An 18,576-nucleotide genomic window follows, 5' to 3' on the forward strand; every position below is an offset into this window, starting at 1 on the left:
GGCCGTTGTAGGAGCGGGTTCACCCGCGAAAGGGCCGGGCCTGCCGGCCAATTCCCAAAGGCCATTCACGGTTGCCGCCGCTACCGGATTCGCGGGTAAACCCGCTCCTACAGGCGAAAAGGCCAGTGCGGTCAACCGATCAGGCGGGCTTCATGATCAACACCCCCAGCGGCGGCAGGTTCAGGGCCAGCGATAGTGGCTGCCCGTGGCTGGCCACTTCGTCACTGGCCACCGCCCCGAGATTGCCGACATTCGACCCGGCATACAGCTCGGCATCACTGTTCAGCAGCTCCTGCCAACGCTCGCCGAACGGCACTCCAATGCGGTAGCCCTCTCGGGGTACCGGGGTGAAGTTGGCCACCACCAGCACCGGCTCGCCGCTGCTGCTCCAGCGCAGCCAGGCGTACACGCTGTTCTGCGCGTCGTCACCGATCAACCACTGGAAGCCCTGCGGCTGGCAATCCTGCTCGTGCAACGCCGGCTCTTCGCGGTACAGGCGATTGAGGTCGCCCACCAGGCGCTGCACGCCCTGGTGCTCGGGATACTGCAGCAGGTACCAGTCCAGTTCGCTGTCGTGGTTCCACTCACGCCACTGGCCGAACTCGCAGCCCATGAACAGCAGCTTCTTGCCCGGGTGTGCCCACATGAAGGTGAGGTAGGCACGCAGGTTGGCGAATTTCTGCCAGCGGTCGCCGGGCATCTTGTCGATCAGCGAGTGCTTGCCGTGTACCACTTCATCATGGGAGATGGGCAGGATGAAGTGCTCGGAATAGGCATAGATCAGCCCGAAGCTCATCTCGTTGTGGTGGTAGGTGCGGTGCACCGGGTCGTTCTGGATGTAGTGCAGGGTGTCGTGCATCCAGCCCATGTTCCACTTGTAGGCAAAACCCAGGCCGCCCTGTTGGGTAGGTTGGCTGACCCCGGGCCAGGCGGTGGACTCCTCGGCGATGATCAGCGCACCCGGGGCCTCGTGGGCAGCCACGCCGTTGAGGTGGCGGATGAAGTCGATGGCTTCCAGGTTCTCGCGCCCGCCGTGGCGGTTGGGTACCCATTCGCCGGCCTTGCGCGAGTAGTCGCGGTACAGCATCGAGGCCACCGCATCGACGCGCAGGCCGTCGATGTGGAAATGCTTCAACCAGTGCAGCGCCGAGGCCATCATGAAGCCGCGTACCTCGTTGCGGCCGAGGTTGTAGATCAGCGTGTTCCAGTCCTGGTGGTAGCCTTCCAGTGGGTTGTCGTATTCGTACAGGGCCGTGCCGTCGAAGCGCGCCAGGCCATGTTCGTCAGTGGGGAAATGCGCCGGCACCCAGTCCAGCAGCACACCGATGCCCCCTTGGTGGCAGGCGTCGATGAACGCGGCGAAATCTTCGGCACTGCCGTAGCGCGAGGTGGGCGCGAACATCGACAGTGGTTGATAGCCCCAGGAGCCGCCGAACGGATGCTCCATGATCGGCAGCAGTTCGATGTGGGTAAAGCCCAGTTCCTGCACATAGGGCACCAGCCGCTCGGCCAGTTCCCGCCAATTGTAGAAACGCCCGATTTCCCCCGTTTCGTCCAGCTCGCAGCGCCATGACCCTGGGTGCAGCTCGTAGATCGACAACGGCGCGTTGTAGGCATGGCGCTGGGCACGTTGTGCCATCCAGTCATGGTCCTGCCAGGCGTGACTGAGTTCACCGGCTACCTTGGATGCCGTGCTCGGCGGCAGCTCGGTGGCACGGGCTAGCGGGTCGGCCTTCAGCGGCAGTATGCCGTCCTTGCCGAGTACTTCGAACTTGTAGGTTTCGCCCACGCCCAGACGCGGAATGAACAGCTCCCAAACCCCGGCACCGTGGCGCAGGCGCATGGGGTGACGGCGACCATCCCAGTTGTTGAAATCACCCACCACCGACACCCGCCGGGCATTCGGCGCCCAGACCGAGAAACACACGCCGTCGATGCCATCGACCTGAGTCGGCTGGGCACCGAAGCGCCCGGACAAATCGCGGTGATTGCCTTCCGCGAACAAGTGAAGGTCCATGTCTCCCAATTGCGGGCCGAAGCTGTAGGGGTCTTCGGTAACCTGCTCGCCGCCGGCCCAGACGATGTGAAGCTGATAGGGCTGTGCCTTATCGAGGTGCGCGCTGAACAAACCGGGCAGGCTGCCCTGCTCCATTTCGGCGAGGACTCGCCCGTCCTCCCGGGCCTGAATGTGCACTTTCAGGGCATTGGGCAGAAAGACGCGGACCACCTGCCCGCCTGCGCCGTCGCCGTGGAGGCCGAGTACCGCAAAAGGATCGGCGTGTTCGGCGCGGGCCAGGGCGTCGAGGTCCCGTTGCCGAAGGCCACCGTTTTCACGCGTTGTAACGTTCATTCTGACTCTCCCCAGGTACTGATCAGTCCATGCAGACCATGCAAAGGCACGGCCAGCCAGCTCGGACGGTTTTCGGCTTCGTATGTAATCTCGTAGGCGGCTTTTTCCAGGCAGAACAGCTCCAGTGCCGCGCGCTCGCCCTCGGCGTGCTGCCAGGCGTGGGGCATGGCGGCAGTGGCCAGGCCATAGGCTTCGACAAAGGCATGCCGGGACTGGTGCAAGTACTGCCGGGCAACCCGCTGCCGGGCTTGCCGCGCCGGCTCGGAAAGGTCCACCGCAGACGCGCTGCGCAAGATCATCGCAGCAGCATAGTCGAAGGATCGCAGCACGCCGCTGACATCCTTGTAGGGGCTGTGTTTTGCCCGGCGCTCTTCAAGGGGCCGGGCGGGTTCGCCTTCAAAATCGATGAGGTACGCATCCCCCTGCACCACCAGCACCTGGCCCAGGTGCAGGTCGCCGTGCACACGCATCAGCAGGCCACCCTGAGCCTGCTCGGCGAGGTTGCCGATGTGCTGGGCCAGGCCGTCACGCTGTTGCTGCAGATCGTCGACCAAGGCCTGGCTGTCGCCGTCCAGCGTGTCGCGATGCTGGGCCAGCAGGTCGAGGGCGTGGATCAGTTCGGTGCTGATCTGTGCACGCCAGCGCTCGCTGTCCTGCGCATCGCTGGGGCGCGGCTGGAAGGCCGGGTCTTCGGTGGGCGCGGCCAGCAGCAGGTGCATCTCGCCCAGGCGCTGGCCAAGCAAGGCCGCAAAGCCGCTGAGTTCGGCCAATGCGTCAGTGTGCGCTTCGCCGTCGTTGCGAACGGGCTCCATCTGGTCGCGGATGGCCCGTTCCAGGGTGTTCTGGGTCCAGCCCCAGGCATCGCCCTGGTTACTCAGGTAACCCTGGGCAATCATCAGCAGGTGCGGCGCGTGTTGCTCGTCCACCCGGCTGACCCAGGCCAGCAGCGGCGAGATATTGGCAAAGCCGGCGGCGGTCAGGTAGGCACTCATTTCCAGCTCTGGATGGATACCCGGGTTGACCCGGCGGATCAGCTTGAGCACCACGCGGTCGCCGATGACCACCGAACTGTTGGACTGCTCGGCGCTGAGGTAGCGCACTTCGCTCTCCTCGTCGAGCGCCAGGCCGGCCAGCTGCTCTGTGCATTCGAAGCGCAATTCACCCTCAGCGTCGCCACACGGCAGACGCAGGCCATCCTGGCAGGCTTGCATCACGGCGTGAATGAACGGTTCGAGGACGAAGGCGTCTGTGATCAAGCCAACCTGGTGGGCACGGCGCACCCGCGACAACGCCAGCTGCTGCGGCAGCGCGGTATGGATCTGTTCCTCACGCAGCAGGCCGAACGGCAGCTGGTAGCGGGTGGCCGTGCCGTCGCTGAGTACCTCGATTTCGCTGAGCAACACCGGCGTGGTGGCGGTGCCGAAACGCACGCCGTAGCACAGGCGCACGGCATCGATCGGCCCTTCCTTGCCGGCGAACCAGCGGCGCTTGGGCAGGTACTGCGGCAGGATGGTGCTTTGCAGCGTATCGCTTGCGGGGGCTTGCAGCAGTTCTTCCATGCGCTTGCGCAGTACCAATGTGGTCAATTCGGGTAACCCCTCGGTGGGCTGGATGTGCCAGCTGGGCATGCGATCGCGGCTGGCCAGCAGGAACCAGTAGAACGCATAAGGTGGCAAGGTCAGCAGAAACGGCAGTTGGCCGATTGGCGGGAACGCGCTGCCGCCCAGCATCTCCACCGGTACTTTGTCGGCGTATTGTGACAATTCGAGTTCGGCAGCCTGGGCGGCGCGGGACACGTTGGCCACGCAGAGGATGACCTCGGTATTGCCGTCGGCGTCAGTGTACTCGCGGATATAGGCAAGGATGCGCCGGTTGCTGGGCGTGAGGGTGCGCAGGCTGCCGCGACCAAAGGCCTTCTGCTGCTTGCGCACCGCCAGCATGCGCCGGGTCCAGTTCAGCAGCGAATGCGGGTCGTGGCTTTGCGCCTCGACGTTGACGGTCTGGTAACCGTAGAGCGGGTCCATGATCGGCGGCAGCACCAGGCGCTGCGGGTCAGCGCGGGAAAAACCGCCGTTGCGGTCTGGCGACCACTGCATGGGTGTGCGAACGCCATCGCGGTCACCCAGATAGATATTGTCGCCCATACCCAGTTCGTCGCCGTAATACAGGGTTGGCGTGCCGGGCATCGACAACAGCAGGCTGGTCAGCAGCTCTATGCGCCGACGGTCACGCTGCAGCAGGGGCGCCAGGCGCCGGCGAATGCCCAGGTTGATGCGCGCGCGGCGGTCTTCGGCGTAATAGTTCCACAGGTAGTCGCGCTCGCGGTCGGTGACCATTTCCAGGGTCAGTTCATCATGGTTGCGCAAAAAGATCGCCCACTGGCAGTTGGCCGGGATTTCCGGGGTCTGGCGCAGGATGTCGGTGATCGGGAAGCGGTCTTCCATGGCCAAGGCCATGTACATGCGCGGCATCAACGGAAAGTGGAAGGCCATATGGCATTCGTCGCCGTCGCCTTCGCCGAAGTACGGGCGCGTGTCTTCCGGCCACTGGTTGGCTTCGGCCAGCAGCATGCGATCGGGGTAGTTGGCGTCGATCTCGGCGCGGATCGCCTTGAGCACGTCGTGGGTTTCGGCGAGGTTTTCGTTGTTGGTGCCGTCGCGCTCGATCAGGTAAGGGATCGCGTCCAGGCGCAGGCCATCTACACCCAGGTCGAGCCAGAAGCGCATGACGCCGATCACCGCCTTGAGCACCTGCGGGTTGTCGAAATTGAGGTCCGGCTGGTGGGAATAGAACCGGTGCCAGAAGTACTGGCCGGCGACCGGGTCCCAGGTCCAGTTGGACTTCTCGGTGTCGAGGAAGATGATGCGCGTGCCGTCGTACTTCTGGTCGTCGTCCGACCACACGTAGAACTCGCGCGCCTTGCTGCCGCGCTTGGCGTGGCGGGCGCGCTGGAACCACGGGTGCTGGTCGCTGGTGTGGTTGATGACCAGCTCGGTGATCACCCGCAGGCCGCGCTTGTGGGCCTCGGCGATGAAACGGCGGGCGTCGGCCATGCTGCCGTAGTCGGGGTGCACGGCCTTGTATTCGGCGATGTCGTAACCGTCGTCACGGCGTGGCGAGGGATAGAACGGCAGCAGCCACAGGGTGTTGACGCCCAGCTCGGCGATATAGTCGAGCTTGCTGATCAGCCCGGCGAAGTCGCCGATGCCGTCATTGTTCGAGTCGAAGAACGACTTGATGTGCAGCTGGTAGATGACGGCGTCCTTGTACCACAGCGGGTCGTCGATGAAGGCTGCCGGGCGGGAACGCTTGGCCATGTGCGACTCCTTTCAATTGCATGTTTGCCCCTTCTTGCACCATCGCTGTGGGAGCGGGCGGGCCCGCGAATCAGCCACCGCGGTGCTTGGCACCGGCTCTGCCGGTGTTCGCGGGCATGCCCGCTCCCACAGGGGAAAAGGCTACAGACCGGTTTTACCCGGCTTTCTCGATGCGCCAGATGCCGAACGGCAGGTGCCAGGGCTCTATGCGCATCCATTGGGTCTTGCCGTACCACGACCAGCGGTGGCCGTTCATCAGGTCTTCACCCTGGGTTTCGGCGTTGTCGTCCAGCCCCAACTCCCACAGCGGCAACTCGAAGTGCGCCTCCTGGGCGTTGTGTGGGTCGAGGCTGACGGCCACCAGGATGTAGTTGTCCCGCTCGGGCGTACGCTTGGCGAAGTACAGGATGTTGTCGTTCCAGCAATTGAAGAAGGCCACGCCCAGGTGGGTTTGCAAGGCGCGGTTCTGCCGGCGGATGCGGTTGAGCTGGGCGATCTCGGCGATGATGTTGCCGGGCTGGGTGAAGTCGCGTGGGCGGATTTCGTACTTCTCCGAATCCAGGTACTCCTCCTTGCCCGGCAACGGCGTGCCCTCACACAGCTCGAAGCCCGAATACATGCCCCACAAGCCTGAGCCCATGGTGGCCAGCGCGGCACGGATAAGGAAACCTGCGCGGCCTGAGGTGTGCAGGAAAAACGGGTTGATGTCCGGCGTGTTGACGAAGAAGTTGGGCCGGTAGCACTGGCTCCACGGCGGCTGATTGAGCTGCTCGAAATATTCGCGCAGCTCCTGCTTGTGGTTGCGCCAGGTGAAATAGGTATAGCTCTGTGCGTAGCCGACCTTGCCCAGGCGCGCCATCATTGCCGGCTTGGTAAAGGCTTCGGCGAGGAAGATGACGTCGGGGTGCTGGCTGCGCACATTGCCGATCAGCCATTGCCAGAACGGCAGCGGCTTGGTGTGCGGGTTGTCGACGCGGAAAGTCTTCACGCCCTCCTCGACCCAGCCGACCACCACGTCGCGCAGGGCCAGCCACAGCGAGGGCACGGCCTCTGGGGCGTAGAAATCGACGTTGACGATGTCCTGATACTTTTTCGGCGGGTTTTCGGCGTAGCGGATGGTGCCGTCCGGGCGCCAGCTGAACCAGCCCGGGTGCTCCTTGAGCCAGGGGTGGTCCTGGGAACACTGGATGGCGAAATCGAGGGCGATTTCCAGGCCGTGTTCCGCCGCCGCAGCCACCAGTCGACGGAAGTCATCGCGGCTGCCCAGTTGCGGGTGAATCGCCTCGTGGCCGCCCTCCGGGCTGCCAATGGCATACGGGCTACCCGGGTCGCCCGGCTCGGCCTTGAGGGCGTTGTTGCGGCCCTTGCGATGCTGCATGCCGATGGGGTGGATGGGCGGGAAGTACAGGACGTCGAAGCCCATGTCGCGGATCATCGGCAGCCGTTCGTGCACGTCGTTGAAGGTGCCGTGGCGCTGCGGGTCGTCGGTAATCGAGCGCGGGAACAGCTCGTACCAGCTGGCGAACAGGGCGGCCGGGCGGTCGACATCAAGGGGGAAATCAGGGCTGCGGGTCAGGTAGCTGCGGTGTTCGGCTTCGCCCATCAGGCGGGCGGTGGTCGGGTCGAGAAACACGGCCACCTGATCATCGGTACTGAGCGTGGCCAGGCGGCTCTGCACGGCCTCGAGCGCCTCGCGCAGGGCGCCGCTGCACAGCTCGATGCCTTTGCCCAGCATCAAGCGGCCTTCTTCCAGTTCCAGTTTTACCTCGACGCCGGCGTGGTACTTCTTCTCCAGATCGTGGCAATAGGTGGCAAACGGGTCGATCCAGGCCTCGATACTGAACCGGTGCGGGCCCAGCTCGGTGGGGGTGAATTCGGCCTGCCACAGGTCGTTGCCCGCCGACTGCATCGGCACGCAATGCCAGCGCCGGCTGTGGGCCTGGCGCCAGTTGAGCATCACCGCCAGGCGGTCGTGGCCGTCGCTGTAGGCCTTGGTGCTGACGGCCACAGGCTGGCCGCTGACGGCCTTGGCGGCGAAGCTGCCGGCGTCGAGCACGGGTTGGGTGTCTTCGATCACGATGCGTGGCGCCAACAGCGCCTGGGCCAGGCTAATGGCCTGGTCCGGGTGATCGTTCGCCATGGGCACGCTTTCAAAGGGCTCGTTTCGTGACATCGACCTTGCTCCCTCAGGCTGGTGGCGGTAAGGGTTCAGAGCCGGGCACAGGCGGGGGGTTCAAAATAATTGAGCGAACGGCAGCTGCCAGCGGTCAGAGCCTACAGCACCTCTTCACCCACCCACGCGAGGTCAGGCCATGAACATTCCCATTCCACCGGAGACACCCGATCCCAACATCGACGACCCGAGCTTGCCGCCACCCGTACCGGAAGAAGACCCGGACGAGCTGCCGATCAAGCCGACCGTGCCGCCGACGGTAGGTGACCCGCCGAGCCAGGAGCCACCGGTGAAGGCTTAACGGTAGACCACGGCACCAGCGTGAACAGCTGATCTCCGCTGCTTCATTGAAAGGTTGAGGATGACCGGGTGCTTGGCAAGGTGAAGATCTTGCATTGATCGGGCCGGCCTCTTCGCGGGTAAACCCGCTCCTACCAGGGACCGTGCCGGCCTTGAATGCGGCGCTGCCCCTGGTAGGAGCGGGTTTACCCGCGAAAAGGCCGGCCGCGCCAGCACATCAACCCGCAGATGCAGCTGCAATCTCCGCCACGCTGATCTCACGCATCCGGAACTTTTGCACCTTCCCGGTCACCGTCATCGGGAAATCGTCGACAAAGCGGATATACCGCGGCACCTTGAAGTGGGCAATGCGTGCCTTGCACCAGCCCTGCAGCTCCTCGACCGTGGCGCTGTGCCCCGGGTGCAGCTTGATCCAGGCGACGATCTCTTCGCCATAGCGGCTGCACGGAATGCCGATCACCTGCGCATCGGCCACCGCCGGGTGGGTGTAGAAAAACTCTTCCAGCTCACGCGGGTAAATGTTCTCGCCGCCGCGAATGATCATGTCCTTGTTGCGCCCGACGATGCGCACATAGCCCTGCTCGTCCATCACCGCCAGGTCACCCGAATGCATCCAGCCGGCCGGGTCGATGGCATCCGCCGTGGCCTGGGGGTTGTCCCAGTAGCCAAGCATCACGCTGTAGCCGCGGGTGCACAGTTCGCCAATCTCTCCGCGAGGGACGATGCAGCCATCGGCGTCCACCAGCTTGTTCTCCAGCTGCGGCTGGGTGCGGCCGACGGTGGTCACGCGCAACTCCAGATCGTCGTCCGGGCCGGTCTGCAGCGACACGGGGCTGGTTTCGGTCATGCCGTAGGCGATCTGCACTTCTGCCATGTGCATCTGGTCGATGACCCGGCGCATCACTTCGATCGGGCAGGTGGCGCCGGCCATGATGCCGCTGCGCAGGGTCGACAGGTCCATGTGGGCACGGGACGGGTGGTCGAGCATGGCGATGAACATGGTCGGTACGCCATAGAGGATGGTGGCGCGCTCCTCGGCCACGGCGCGCAAGGTAAGTTCGGCGTCGAAAGCATCGTTGGGGTAGATCATGGTGCTGCCGTGGGTGATGCAGCCGAGGTTGGCCATGACCATGCCGAAGCAATGGTACAGCGGCACCGGGATCACCATACGGTCGCGGGCCGTCAGGCCAAGGCTTTCACCCACCATGAAACCGTTGTTGAGGATGTTGTAGTGACTGAGCGTGGCACCTTTGGGCGCACCGGTGGTGCCGGAGGTGTACTGGATGTTTACCGGCTGGTCGAATTGCAGGCTTTGCTGACGGGCTGTGCAGGCTTCGGCAGACGTCTGCCCTGCCCGCTCGGCCAACGCGTGCCAGGGCAGGAAGCCGGCAGGCGGGTTGGCGGCCAGGCTGATGACGCCACGCAACTCGGGCAGGCATTCACTGGCCAGCTCACCAGGCGCGGCACTGGCCAGTTCAGGCACCAGCTCCTGCACCATGGCGTGGTAATCAGACGTTTTGAAGGCTTCAGCGCAGACCAGCCAGCGGCAGCCGGACTGGCGCAACACGTATTCCAGTTCGCCCACACGGTAGGCCGGGTTGATGTTGACCAGAATGGCACCGACCTTGGCACTGGCCAGCTGCAAGATGCACCACTGGGCGCAGTTGGGCGACCAGATGCCAACACGGTCGCCGGTGTTCACGCCCAGTGCGATAAGGGCGCGGGCGTATATTTCGACCTGTTCGGCCAACTGCCGCCAGCTGTAACGCAGGCCCTGGTGGCGGGACACCAGGGCCTCGCTGTCGGAACAGCGGGCCACGGTGGCATCGAAGGCCTGGCCGATGGTCTGGGTCAGCAAGGGTCGGTCCTGGCGACCGCGGGTATAGCTCGGTTGACTCATGGGTGTCCCTTCTTGTGGTTGTTTTGGGCACGGCTGAAGCAAGCGGGAATACTCTGGCGCAGATTTACGTTTACGTAAAGGTGACGAGTGGATTGACAGTGACCTCATGCAGGTTTACGTTAACGTAAAGGTGATGAACGACACCCACTTGAGGCGTCACGCCACCCCCTGTGGGAGCGGGCTTGCCCGCGAATGCGACCGATCAGGTAATGACGGTGACCCTGCTGACGTATTCGCGGGCATGCCCACTCCCACAGGGGGCGGGGCTGGATCCCAAGCTATGGTGTAACCCAAATTCAAGAACAAGAAGGTGCCCCAGCATGCATTACCCCTCCCTGAACTTCGCCCTGGGCGAGACCATCGACATGCTCCGCGACCAGGTGCGCACCTTCGTCGCCGCCGAACTGGCCCCGCGCGCCGCGCAGATCGACCACGACAACCTGTTCCCCGCCGACATGTGGCGCAAGTTCGGTGACATGGGCCTGCTGGGCATCACCGTACCGGAAGAGTACGGCGGCGCTGGCCTGGGCTACCTGGCCCATGTGGTGTCAATGGAAGAGATCAGCCGTGGCTCAGCCTCGGTGGCGCTGTCCTACGGCGCCCATTCCAACCTGTGCGTCAACCAGATCAACCGCAACGGCACCCACGAGCAGAAGCTCAAGTACCTGCCCAAGCTGATCAGCGGCGAGCACATCGGCGCCTTGGCCATGAGCGAGCCCAATGCCGGCTCCGACGTGGTGTCGATGAAGCTGCGCGCAGAAAAACGCGGCGATCACTACGTGCTCAACGGCAGCAAAACCTGGATCACCAACGGTCCCGACGCCAATACCTACGTGATTTACGCCAAGACCGACCTGGACAAGGGTGCGCACGGCATCACCGCGTTCATCGTCGAGCGTGACTGGAAAGGCTTCAGCCGCAGCAACAAGTTCGACAAGCTGGGCATGCGCGGGTCCAACACCTGCGAGCTGTTCTTCGATGGCGTGGAAGTGCCGGCTGAGAACATTCTGGGCCAGCTCAACGGCGGCGTGCGCGTCCTGATGAGCGGCCTGGACTACGAACGTGTGGTGCTGTCCGGCGGCCCGACCGGCATCATGCAAAGCTGCATGGACCTGGTGGTGCCGTATATCCACGACCGCAAGCAATTCGGCCAGAGCATCGGCGAGTTCCAGCTGATCCAGGGCAAGATTGCCGACATGTACACCCAGCTCAATGCCAGCCGCGCCTACCTGTATGCCGTGGCTCAGGCATGCGACCGTGGCGAAACCACCCGCAAGGACGCTGCCGGCGTGATCCTGTACACCGCCGAGCGTGCCACGCAAATGGCCCTGGAAGCGATCCAGATTCTTGGCGGCAACGGCTATATCAACGAATTCCCGGCTGGCCGCCTGTTGCGCGACGCCAAGCTGTACGAAATCGGTGCCGGCACCAGTGAAATCCGCCGGATGCTGATCGGCCGCGAACTGTTCAACGAAACCCGCTGAACATAAGGGACGGCGCACATGGCTACCTTGCACACCCAGATCAACCCGCGTTCGGCAGAATTTGCCGTCAACAGCGCGGCCATGCTCGAACAGGTCCAGGCCCTGCGCGGCCTGCTCGCCCAGGTTGCCCAGGGCGGCGGGCCCAAGGCCCAGGAACGGCATACCTCGCGTGGCAAACTGCTGCCGCGCGAGCGTATCGACCGCCTGCTGGACCCAGGCTCGCCGTTCCTCGAGATCGGCCAGTTGGCCGCCCATGAGGTGTACGGCGAAGACGTGCCAGCGGCGGGCGTGATCGCCGGCATCGGCCGCGTGGAAGGCGTGGAATGCATGATCGTGGCCAACGACGCCACGGTAAAAGGCGGTTCGTACTACCCGCTGACGGTGAAGAAGCACCTGCGTGCACAAACCATCGCCCTGCAGAACCGCCTGCCGTGCATCTATCTGGTGGACTCCGGCGGCGCCAACTTGCCACGCCAGGATGAAGTGTTCCCCGACCGCGAGCATTTCGGGCGCATTTTCTTCAACCAGGCCAACATGAGCGCGCAAGGCATCCCGCAGATCGCCGTGGTGATGGGCTCGTGCACCGCTGGCGGCGCGTACGTGCCGGCCATGGCCGACGAAGCGATCATGGTGCGCCAGCAGGCGACCATCTTCCTCGCCGGCCCGCCGCTGGTGAAAGCCGCCACCGGCGAAGTGGTGAGCGCCGAAGACCTCGGCGGCGCCGATGTGCATTGCCGCACCAGCGGCGTCGCCGACCATTATGCCGACAACGACGAACACGCCCTGGCCATCGCACGACGCAGTGTGGCCAACCTCAACTGGCACAAGCTCGGCAAGCTGCAGCGGTTGGCCCCAGTGGCACCGCTGTATGCCGCCGACGAGCTATACGGCGTGGTGCCCGCGGATGCCAAGCAACCGTTCGACGTGCGCGAGGTGATCGCCCGCCTGGTCGATGGCTCGGTGTTCGATGAATTCAAGGCACTGTTCGGCACCACCCTGGTGTGCGGCTTCGCCCACCTGCACGGCTACCCGGTGGCGATCCTGGCCAACAACGGCATACTGTTCGCCGAAGCCGCGCAAAAAGGCGCGCACTTCATCGAACTGGCCTGCCAGCGCGGCATCCCGCTGCTGTTCCTGCAGAACATCACCGGTTTCATGGTCGGCAAGAAATACGAAGAAGGCGGCATCGCCAAGCACGGCGCCAAACTGGTCACCGCCGTGGCCTGCGCCCAGGTGCCAAAGTTCACGGTGATCATCGGCGGCAGCTTTGGCGCCGGCAACTACGGCATGTGCGGCCGCGCCTACGACCCGCGCTTCCTGTGGATGTGGCCCAACGCGCGGATTGGCGTGATGGGCGCCGAACAGGCCGCCGGGGTGCTGGCCCAGGTCAAGCGCGAGCAGAGCGAACGCAGCGGCCAGCCATTCAGTGCCGAAGACGAAGCCAGGCTCAAGCAGCCGATCCTCGACCAGTACGAACGTCAGGGCCACCCCTATTATTCCAGTGCCCGCCTGTGGGACGACGGCGTCATCGACCCGGCACAGACCCGAGACGTCCTCGGCCTGGCGTTGTCTGCCGCGCTGAACGCGCCGATCGAACCGAGCCGCTTCGGCATTTTCCGGATGTGACCCATGAGCGATTTCAGCACCCTCGAAGTGATCCGCGACCCACGCGGCTTCGCCACCCTGTGGTTAAGCCGCGAGGACAAGAACAACGCCTTCAACGCGCAGATGATCCGCGAGCTGATCGTGGCCATCGACCAGTTGGCCGAAGACGCCAGCCTGCGCTTTGTGCTGCTGCGCGGTCGTGGCCGGCACTTCAGCGCCGGTGCCGACCTGGCCTGGATGCAGCAGTCGGCACAACTGGACTTCAACACCAACCTGGATGACGCCCACGAACTGGGTGAGCTGATGTACGCCCTGCACCGCCTCAAGGCCCCGACCCTGGCCGTGGTGCAAGGCGCAGCCTTCGGCGGCGCGCTGGGCCTGATCAGCTGCTGCGACATGGCCATCGGCGCCGAAGACGCCCAGCTGTGCCTGTCGGAAGTACGCATCGGCCTGGCCCCGGCGGTGATCAGCCCGTTCGTGGTCAAGGCCATTGGCGAACGCGCCGCGCGCCGCTACGCCCTCACCGCCGAGCGTTTCACTGGCGTGCGCGCCCGCGAACTTGGCCTGTTGGCCGAGGTATACCCGGCCAGCGAACTGGACGACCACGTGGAAGCCTGGGTAAGCAACCTGCTGCAGAACAGCCCACAAGCATTGCGCGCCACCAAGGACTTGCTGCGCGAAGTGGACGACGGCGAACTCAGCCCGGCCCTGCGCCGTTACTGCGAAAACACCATCGCCCGCATCCGCGTCAGCGCCGAAGGCCAGGAGGGCCTGCGCGCTTTCCTGGAAAAACGCCGCCCTGCCTGGCAAACCGTTGACAAGAAGGAGCCGCGCCCATGAGCCGCCCCGCTTTGACCACCCTGCTGGTCGCCAACCGCGGCGAAATCGCCTGCCGGGTGATGCGCACCGCCAAGGCCATGGGCCTGACCACTGTTGCCGTGCACAGCGCCACCGACCGTGACGCCCGGCATAGCCGCGAAGCTGACATCCGCGTCGACCTGGGCGGCACAAAGGCTGCCGAAAGCTACCTGCTGGTCGACAAGCTGCTGGCAGCAGCCAAGGCCAGCGGCGCCCAGGCTATCCACCCAGGTTATGGCTTTCTGTCCGAGAACGCAGGTTTCGCCCGCGCCATCGAGCAGGCCGGGCTGATATTCCTCGGCCCACCGGCCAGCGCCATCGACGCCATGGGCAGCAAATCGGCAGCCAAGGCACTGATGGAAGCGGCCGGCGTGCCGTTGGTGCCGGGCTACCACGGCGAGGCCCAGGACCTGGACACCTTCCGCGCTGCGGCCGAACGCATCGGCTACCCGGTGCTGCTCAAGGCCAGCGCTGGTGGCGGTGGCAAGGGCATGAAAGTGGTCGAGGAAGAAAGCCAACTGGCCGACGCCCTGGCCTCGGCCCAGCGTGAGGCACAGTCGTCGTTCGGCGATGCGCGCATGCTGGTGGAAAAGTACGTGCTCAAGCCACGCCACGTGGAGATTCAGGTGTTCGCCGACCAGCACGGCAACTGCCTGTACCTCAACGAACGCGACTGTTCCATTCAGCGCCGCCACCAGAAGGTGGTGGAAGAGGCCCCTGCCCCCGGCCTGTCGCCCGAACTGCGCCGGGCCATGGGCGAAGCGGCGGTGCGTGCCGCTCAGGCTATCGGTTACGTGGGTGCCGGCACCGTGGAGTTTCTGCTTGATGCACGTGGCGAATTCTTCTTCATGGAGATGAACACTCGCCTGCAGGTGGAACACCCGGTCACCGAGGCCATAACCGGCCTGGACCTTGTTGCCTGGCAAATTCGCGTGGCCTGCGGCGAAGCCCTGCCGATCACACAGGAACAGGTGCCGCTGATCGGCCATGCCATCGAAGTACGCCTGTATGCCGAAGACCCGGCCAACGATTTCTTACCCGCGACCGGCAAATTGGCGCTGTACCGTGAATCGGCGCCTGGCGAAGGCCGGCGGGTGGACAGCGGGGTCAGCGAAGGCGATGTGGTGTCGCCGTTCTACGACCCGATGCTGGGTAAGCTGATCGCCTGGGGTGAAAACCGCGAACAGGCACGCCTGCGCTTGCTGGCCATGCTCGACGAGTTTGCCATTGGCGGGCTGAAGACCAACATTGCCTTCCTGCGGCGCATTCTCGCCCACCCGGCATTTGCTGCGGCGGAGCTGGATACCGGCTTCATTCCGCGTCATCAGGCGGTTCTGCTGCCTGCGCCGCAAGCACTGCCGGCAGCCTTCTGGGAAGCGGCGGCAGAGGCGTGGCTGCAGGGCCAGGGGGTCCATCAGCGCGAAGACGACCGCCATTCACCTTGGGGCGGGCGTAACGGCCTGCGCGTGGGCCTACCGGCACGCAGCAGCTTGCATCTGGTGAGCGCTGGGCAAGATCAGGCAGTGGCCCTGGAACGCAGCGCTGCTTCTACCTGGCAGCTGCAAGGTGAGCAGTTGGTGCATGACCAGAACGGCGTGCGTCGCCAGCATCTGGCAATCCGTCGGGGTGGCACGCTGTACCTGCACTGGGATGGTGAAATGCATGCCATCGAAGCTTTCGACCCGATTGCCGAGGCTGAAGCCAGCCACAGCCATCAGGGTGGGATGGGTGCGCCCATGAACGGCAGTATCGTGCGGGTGCTGGTCGAACCTGGCCAGGTGGTGGAAGCCGGTACTGCGCTGGTGGTACTGGAGGCCATGAAGATGGAGCACAGCATTCGTGCGCCGCATGCCGGCACGGTGAAGGCGCTGTTCTGCCTGGAGGGGGATATGGTCAGCGAAGGGACTGTGCTGGTCGAACTGGTGGAATAACGGTGCCGGAGGGCCGCTTTGCGGCCCTAACGCAACACAAGGCCGCCCCTGCAACAGCCCGTAGGAGCGGGTTTACCCGCGAAAGGGCCGGGCCTGCCGGCCAATCTTCACCCGCTGTTCACCGTTGCCGCCGCTACCGTATTCGCGGGTAAACCCGCTCCTACACCTGATTGGGGGTGGACACACATCGGTGATTGGGCGCAGGCCGCGTGTAGGAGCGGGTTCACCCGCGAAAGGGCCGGTCCTGCCGGCCAATTTCCACCCGCCGTTCACCGTTGCTGCCGCCACCGTATTCGCGGGTAAACCCGCACCTATCGGGGGTGGACACACATCGGTGATTGGGCGCAGGCCGCGTGTAGGAGCGGGTTTACCCGCGAAAGGGCCGGTCCTGCCGGCCAATCTCCACCAGCCGTTCACTGTTGCCGGCGCCACCGTATTCGCGGGTAAACCCGCTCCTACACCCGATCGGGGGTGGACACACATCGGTGATTGGGCGCAGGCCGCGTGTAGGAGCGGGTTCACCCGCGAAAGGGCCGGCCCTGCTGGCCAACTTCCACCCGCCGTTCCCCGTTGCCGCCGCTACTCAAACCCTTTCAAAAGGCCCCATGCACCCGCACGACCACCCCAAGAAATTCGCAACCGTCTTCGCACAACAGCGCCGGGTAGTTACTGTTCAATGCCTTCAGATAACGCTGCCCACCTTCCTCGGCCAGCTCGCGGAAAATCGCCGGCTTGCCCGGCTGACGAGCGATAACCAAACGCCCCGCCTCAGCCTCTACACCTGGGTCCACCAGCATCCGCATGCCCTGCGGCACACTGCGGCCACTGACAGCGCTCATGGCATCGTTTTCCACGGTTAGCCAGAACGCCTTGCCCTGTGCCAGGTAGTCAGTCTGCTCGAAAACAGCAGGCTCTACAGCCGTCGCAGCCTCTAACTCACTCCAACCCAGCACCGGGTAACGGAAGCAAACGATGTACCGCATGAGGTCGAGTTCATCATCGTCTGCTATCTCGTAAACACTACGCTCCTCGCCAACCTGCCCCTGGATACGCAGCTGCAGGCTGACGTTGTAATGAGGCATGCCAATCTCGACGAACGTGCGGTTCATCGATTCGATTTTCGGCTGACGCCGCTTGTTCACCCAATGACCGACACTGCCTTGAGACACACCAACGCGCTCGGCAAGCTGCTCTTGAGTGAGCCCTAGCTCCTCCATCCGGTCACGGACGAGGGCAATCCATTTATCCATATTCATCGCTGGCACGATACGGACTGCCTTCAAGCGCTCAATAAACATTCAGTATTATTTATCGGGAAGAATAAAAATACTGTAGGTATTACCATCGACCTGACCCCTTCCCTACTGGCTCCGGCAGGTATCAGGATGAAACTACCGAAAAACGACGAAACAGATCTCGACAGCGAAGCAGCCCGCCGCGCGCTCGACTATTACCTCAACCCCAACCCACCGCGGCCCACCCTGGACAACAGGATCTGGACCCTGCACGAAGGCGTAACCGGCGAACAGGCCAAGGAACACGCCATCGCCCTGCTGCGCTGCGCTGCGGCCACCGCCCAGGAAACCGCCACCCACCAGCACGGCAGCCAGCGCGAACTGACGTTCGCGTTGATGCACATGATGGACATGGCTCGCGCACTGCTGGAGCACAAACACACCGAGTGACCGGGTTTATAGACAAGAAAGGAGGGAGAGAACGTGATGGCCGCGTAACGGCAAAAGCCCCGATTGCCGGGACAAGGAAGCGCGCCGGTAAAACTTTTTTACCGGATTAGCGAAAATTCATTTGACTGCCAAATGATAACGATTATTATTGCACTCAGCTGATCGCGAGATCCGCTGGATAACCTGAAAGCTTAGGTCGCTCTCAGATTATCTCCTCATCAGGCTAATCACGGTTTTTGACCCGGCTTTTTTGCCGGGTCTTTTTTTTGGCTCTTCAGGCTAATGAAGATCGTGATGGCGCGCATGATAGCAAAGGTGTTTCAGGGCGTGAACGCTCGTTACAAAACTTTGCGGAATCAGCACTTGAGAATCAATCTCGTTTCTACTACGCTGTTTCCGCATCAAGGAAGATGCCCCCTCCTCCCCTTTATAGAGCAAGGAGCTGTCCATGACCCGTCTGCTGCTGCCCCTTGAGCACCCCACTCCTGCTGCCGAGCATGATGCCGACGATGCCCTGCTGCATGCACTGAAGCGGCTACCACGGCGCGTACAGCAAGTATTCCTGCTTAACCGCCTCGATCAGCTGGACTTCGCCAGCATTGCTGTGCGCCTTGACCTGCCACTGGCGAGTATCGAGCGCAACATGGGCCAGGCGCTGCAAGCTGGCCGCTCGCGCCGGGATGTGCTGGCGAGCGTGGCCGGGCAATGGTATGTGCGCTTGCAGAGCCCGCAGGTGACGGCGTGCGAGCGTATCGACTTCCGCCGCTGGCTGGATGCCGATACAGCGAACTTGCAGGCGTTTCACGATACGGAACTGCGGTGGCGCAGCCTGCTGGCGCCGGCACGGCAATTGGGCCATGACGGCTGGTATCGGCAAGGCCGGGCGGCGCTGTCGCTGGGTGGCTGCTCGGTTGCGGTCGGGCTGGGTGTGGCGGCGTTGGTGCTGGTTGGGTTCTGGGCTTGATCAGCGCTT

At 63.8% G+C, this 18,576-nt stretch carries 12 protein-coding genes; 7 read left to right on the plus strand and 5 right to left on the minus strand.

All coding sequences use genetic code 11. The features are described 5' to 3' along the window. Window positions 1-139 precede the first annotated feature (139 nt). The 3 genes from glgB to N5D53_RS04575 all read right to left on the minus strand — a co-directional run bounded on the left by glgB (window position 140) and on the right by N5D53_RS04575 (window position 7,840). Window positions 140-2,350 (minus strand): 1,4-alpha-glucan branching protein GlgB, encoded by a 2,211-nt coding sequence (glgB, locus tag N5D53_RS04565; RefSeq protein WP_190869558.1) that lies wholly within the window; start codon window positions 2,348-2,350, stop codon window positions 140-142. Next, complete coding sequence (treS, locus tag N5D53_RS04570; RefSeq protein WP_266023677.1) at window positions 2,347-5,667, minus strand: maltose alpha-D-glucosyltransferase; 3,321 nt, start codon at window positions 5,665-5,667, stop codon at window positions 2,347-2,349. The genes glgB and treS overlap by 4 nt, the downstream gene beginning before the upstream one ends. A 154-nt stretch (window positions 5,668-5,821) precedes the next feature. Further along, on the minus strand, window positions 5,822-7,840 hold the full coding sequence (locus N5D53_RS04575; RefSeq protein ID WP_190869559.1) for an alpha-1,4-glucan--maltose-1-phosphate maltosyltransferase: 2,019 nt from the start codon (window positions 7,838-7,840) through the stop codon (window positions 5,822-5,824). Window positions 7,841-7,979: 139 nt separating this feature from the next. Between N5D53_RS04575 and N5D53_RS04580 the strand changes: the two genes are divergently transcribed. Next, window positions 7,980-8,141: a hypothetical protein gene (locus N5D53_RS04580; RefSeq protein ID WP_003251307.1), complete on the plus strand. Its 162-nt coding sequence runs from the start codon at window positions 7,980-7,982 to the stop codon at window positions 8,139-8,141. Between the two features lie 216 nt (window positions 8,142-8,357). Here N5D53_RS04580 and N5D53_RS04585 read toward each other — a convergent pair whose 3' ends face one another. Then, entirely contained in the window at window positions 8,358-10,040 is a 1,683-nt protein-coding gene (locus N5D53_RS04585; protein WP_104961282.1) for an AMP-binding protein, read from the minus strand. Between the two features lie 320 nt (window positions 10,041-10,360). Between N5D53_RS04585 and N5D53_RS04590 the strand changes: the two genes are divergently transcribed. Genes N5D53_RS04590 through N5D53_RS04605 form a run of 4 tightly spaced genes read left to right on the plus strand, consistent with a single transcriptional unit; the run spans window position 10,361 to window position 15,918 of the window. Next, on the plus strand, window positions 10,361-11,524 hold the full coding sequence (locus tag N5D53_RS04590; RefSeq protein WP_003251317.1) for an isovaleryl-CoA dehydrogenase: 1,164 nt from the start codon (window positions 10,361-10,363) through the stop codon (window positions 11,522-11,524). 18 nt (window positions 11,525-11,542) lie between these two features. Continuing rightward, window positions 11,543-13,150 (plus strand): carboxyl transferase domain-containing protein, encoded by a 1,608-nt coding sequence (locus N5D53_RS04595; RefSeq protein ID WP_104961281.1) that lies wholly within the window; start codon window positions 11,543-11,545, stop codon window positions 13,148-13,150. Between the two features lie 3 nt (window positions 13,151-13,153). Next, complete coding sequence (locus tag N5D53_RS04600) at window positions 13,154-13,969, plus strand: gamma-carboxygeranoyl-CoA hydratase (protein ID WP_003251320.1); 816 nt, start codon at window positions 13,154-13,156, stop codon at window positions 13,967-13,969. Beyond that, on the plus strand, window positions 13,966-15,918 hold the full coding sequence (locus N5D53_RS04605; protein WP_190869560.1) for an acetyl/propionyl/methylcrotonyl-CoA carboxylase subunit alpha: 1,953 nt from the start codon (window positions 13,966-13,968) through the stop codon (window positions 15,916-15,918). Before N5D53_RS04600 ends, N5D53_RS04605 begins: the two co-directional genes overlap by 4 nt. 593 nt (window positions 15,919-16,511) lie before the next feature. On the opposite strand, the gene N5D53_RS04610 is transcribed toward N5D53_RS04605, so the two are convergent. Further along, window positions 16,512-17,216, minus strand: a complete 705-nt coding sequence (locus N5D53_RS04610) for a LexA family transcriptional regulator (protein WP_190869561.1) — start codon at window positions 17,214-17,216, stop codon at window positions 16,512-16,514. Window positions 17,217-17,303: 87 nt separating this feature from the next. On the opposite strand from N5D53_RS04610, the gene N5D53_RS04615 reads away from it, so the two are divergent. Both N5D53_RS04615 and N5D53_RS04620 read left to right on the plus strand, forming a co-directional pair. Further along, on the plus strand, window positions 17,304-17,603 hold the full coding sequence (locus N5D53_RS04615) for a hypothetical protein (protein ID WP_010954861.1): 300 nt from the start codon (window positions 17,304-17,306) through the stop codon (window positions 17,601-17,603). A 448-nt stretch (window positions 17,604-18,051) separates the two neighbouring features. Next, a complete protein-coding gene (locus N5D53_RS04620; protein ID WP_104961278.1) occupies window positions 18,052-18,567 on the plus strand; it encodes a DUF4880 domain-containing protein in 516 nt (171 codons plus the stop codon). The last annotated feature ends 9 nt before the right edge of the window (window positions 18,568-18,576 follow it).

The sequence above is a fragment of the Pseudomonas sp. GD03862 genome, assembly GCF_029840855.1.
Taxonomy (GTDB): Bacteria; Pseudomonadota; Gammaproteobacteria; order Pseudomonadales; family Pseudomonadaceae; genus Aquipseudomonas; species Aquipseudomonas alloputida.

Coding starts and splice junctions, on each gene's coding strand:
- N5D53_RS04575 (WP_190869559.1), bottom strand. CDS start 7,840: ATGTCACGAAACGAGCCCTTTGAAAGCGTGCCCATGGCGAACGATCAC.
- treS (WP_266023677.1), bottom strand. CDS start 5,667: ATGGCCAAGCGTTCCCGCCCGGCAGCCTTCATCGACGACCCGCTGTGG.
- N5D53_RS04590 (WP_003251317.1), top strand. CDS start 10,361: ATGCATTACCCCTCCCTGAACTTCGCCCTGGGCGAGACCATCGACATG.
- N5D53_RS04615 (WP_010954861.1), top strand. CDS start 17,304: ATGAAACTACCGAAAAACGACGAAACAGATCTCGACAGCGAAGCAGCC.
- N5D53_RS04600 (WP_003251320.1), top strand. CDS start 13,154: ATGAGCGATTTCAGCACCCTCGAAGTGATCCGCGACCCACGCGGCTTC.
- N5D53_RS04595 (WP_104961281.1), top strand. CDS start 11,543: ATGGCTACCTTGCACACCCAGATCAACCCGCGTTCGGCAGAATTTGCC.
- N5D53_RS04620 (WP_104961278.1), top strand. CDS start 18,052: ATGACCCGTCTGCTGCTGCCCCTTGAGCACCCCACTCCTGCTGCCGAG.
- N5D53_RS04605 (WP_190869560.1), top strand. CDS start 13,966: ATGAGCCGCCCCGCTTTGACCACCCTGCTGGTCGCCAACCGCGGCGAA.
- N5D53_RS04580 (WP_003251307.1), top strand. CDS start 7,980: ATGAACATTCCCATTCCACCGGAGACACCCGATCCCAACATCGACGAC.
- glgB (WP_190869558.1), bottom strand. CDS start 2,350: ATGAACGTTACAACGCGTGAAAACGGTGGCCTTCGGCAACGGGACCTC.
- N5D53_RS04585 (WP_104961282.1), bottom strand. CDS start 10,040: ATGAGTCAACCGAGCTATACCCGCGGTCGCCAGGACCGACCCTTGCTG.
- N5D53_RS04610 (WP_190869561.1), bottom strand. CDS start 17,216: ATGTTTATTGAGCGCTTGAAGGCAGTCCGTATCGTGCCAGCGATGAAT.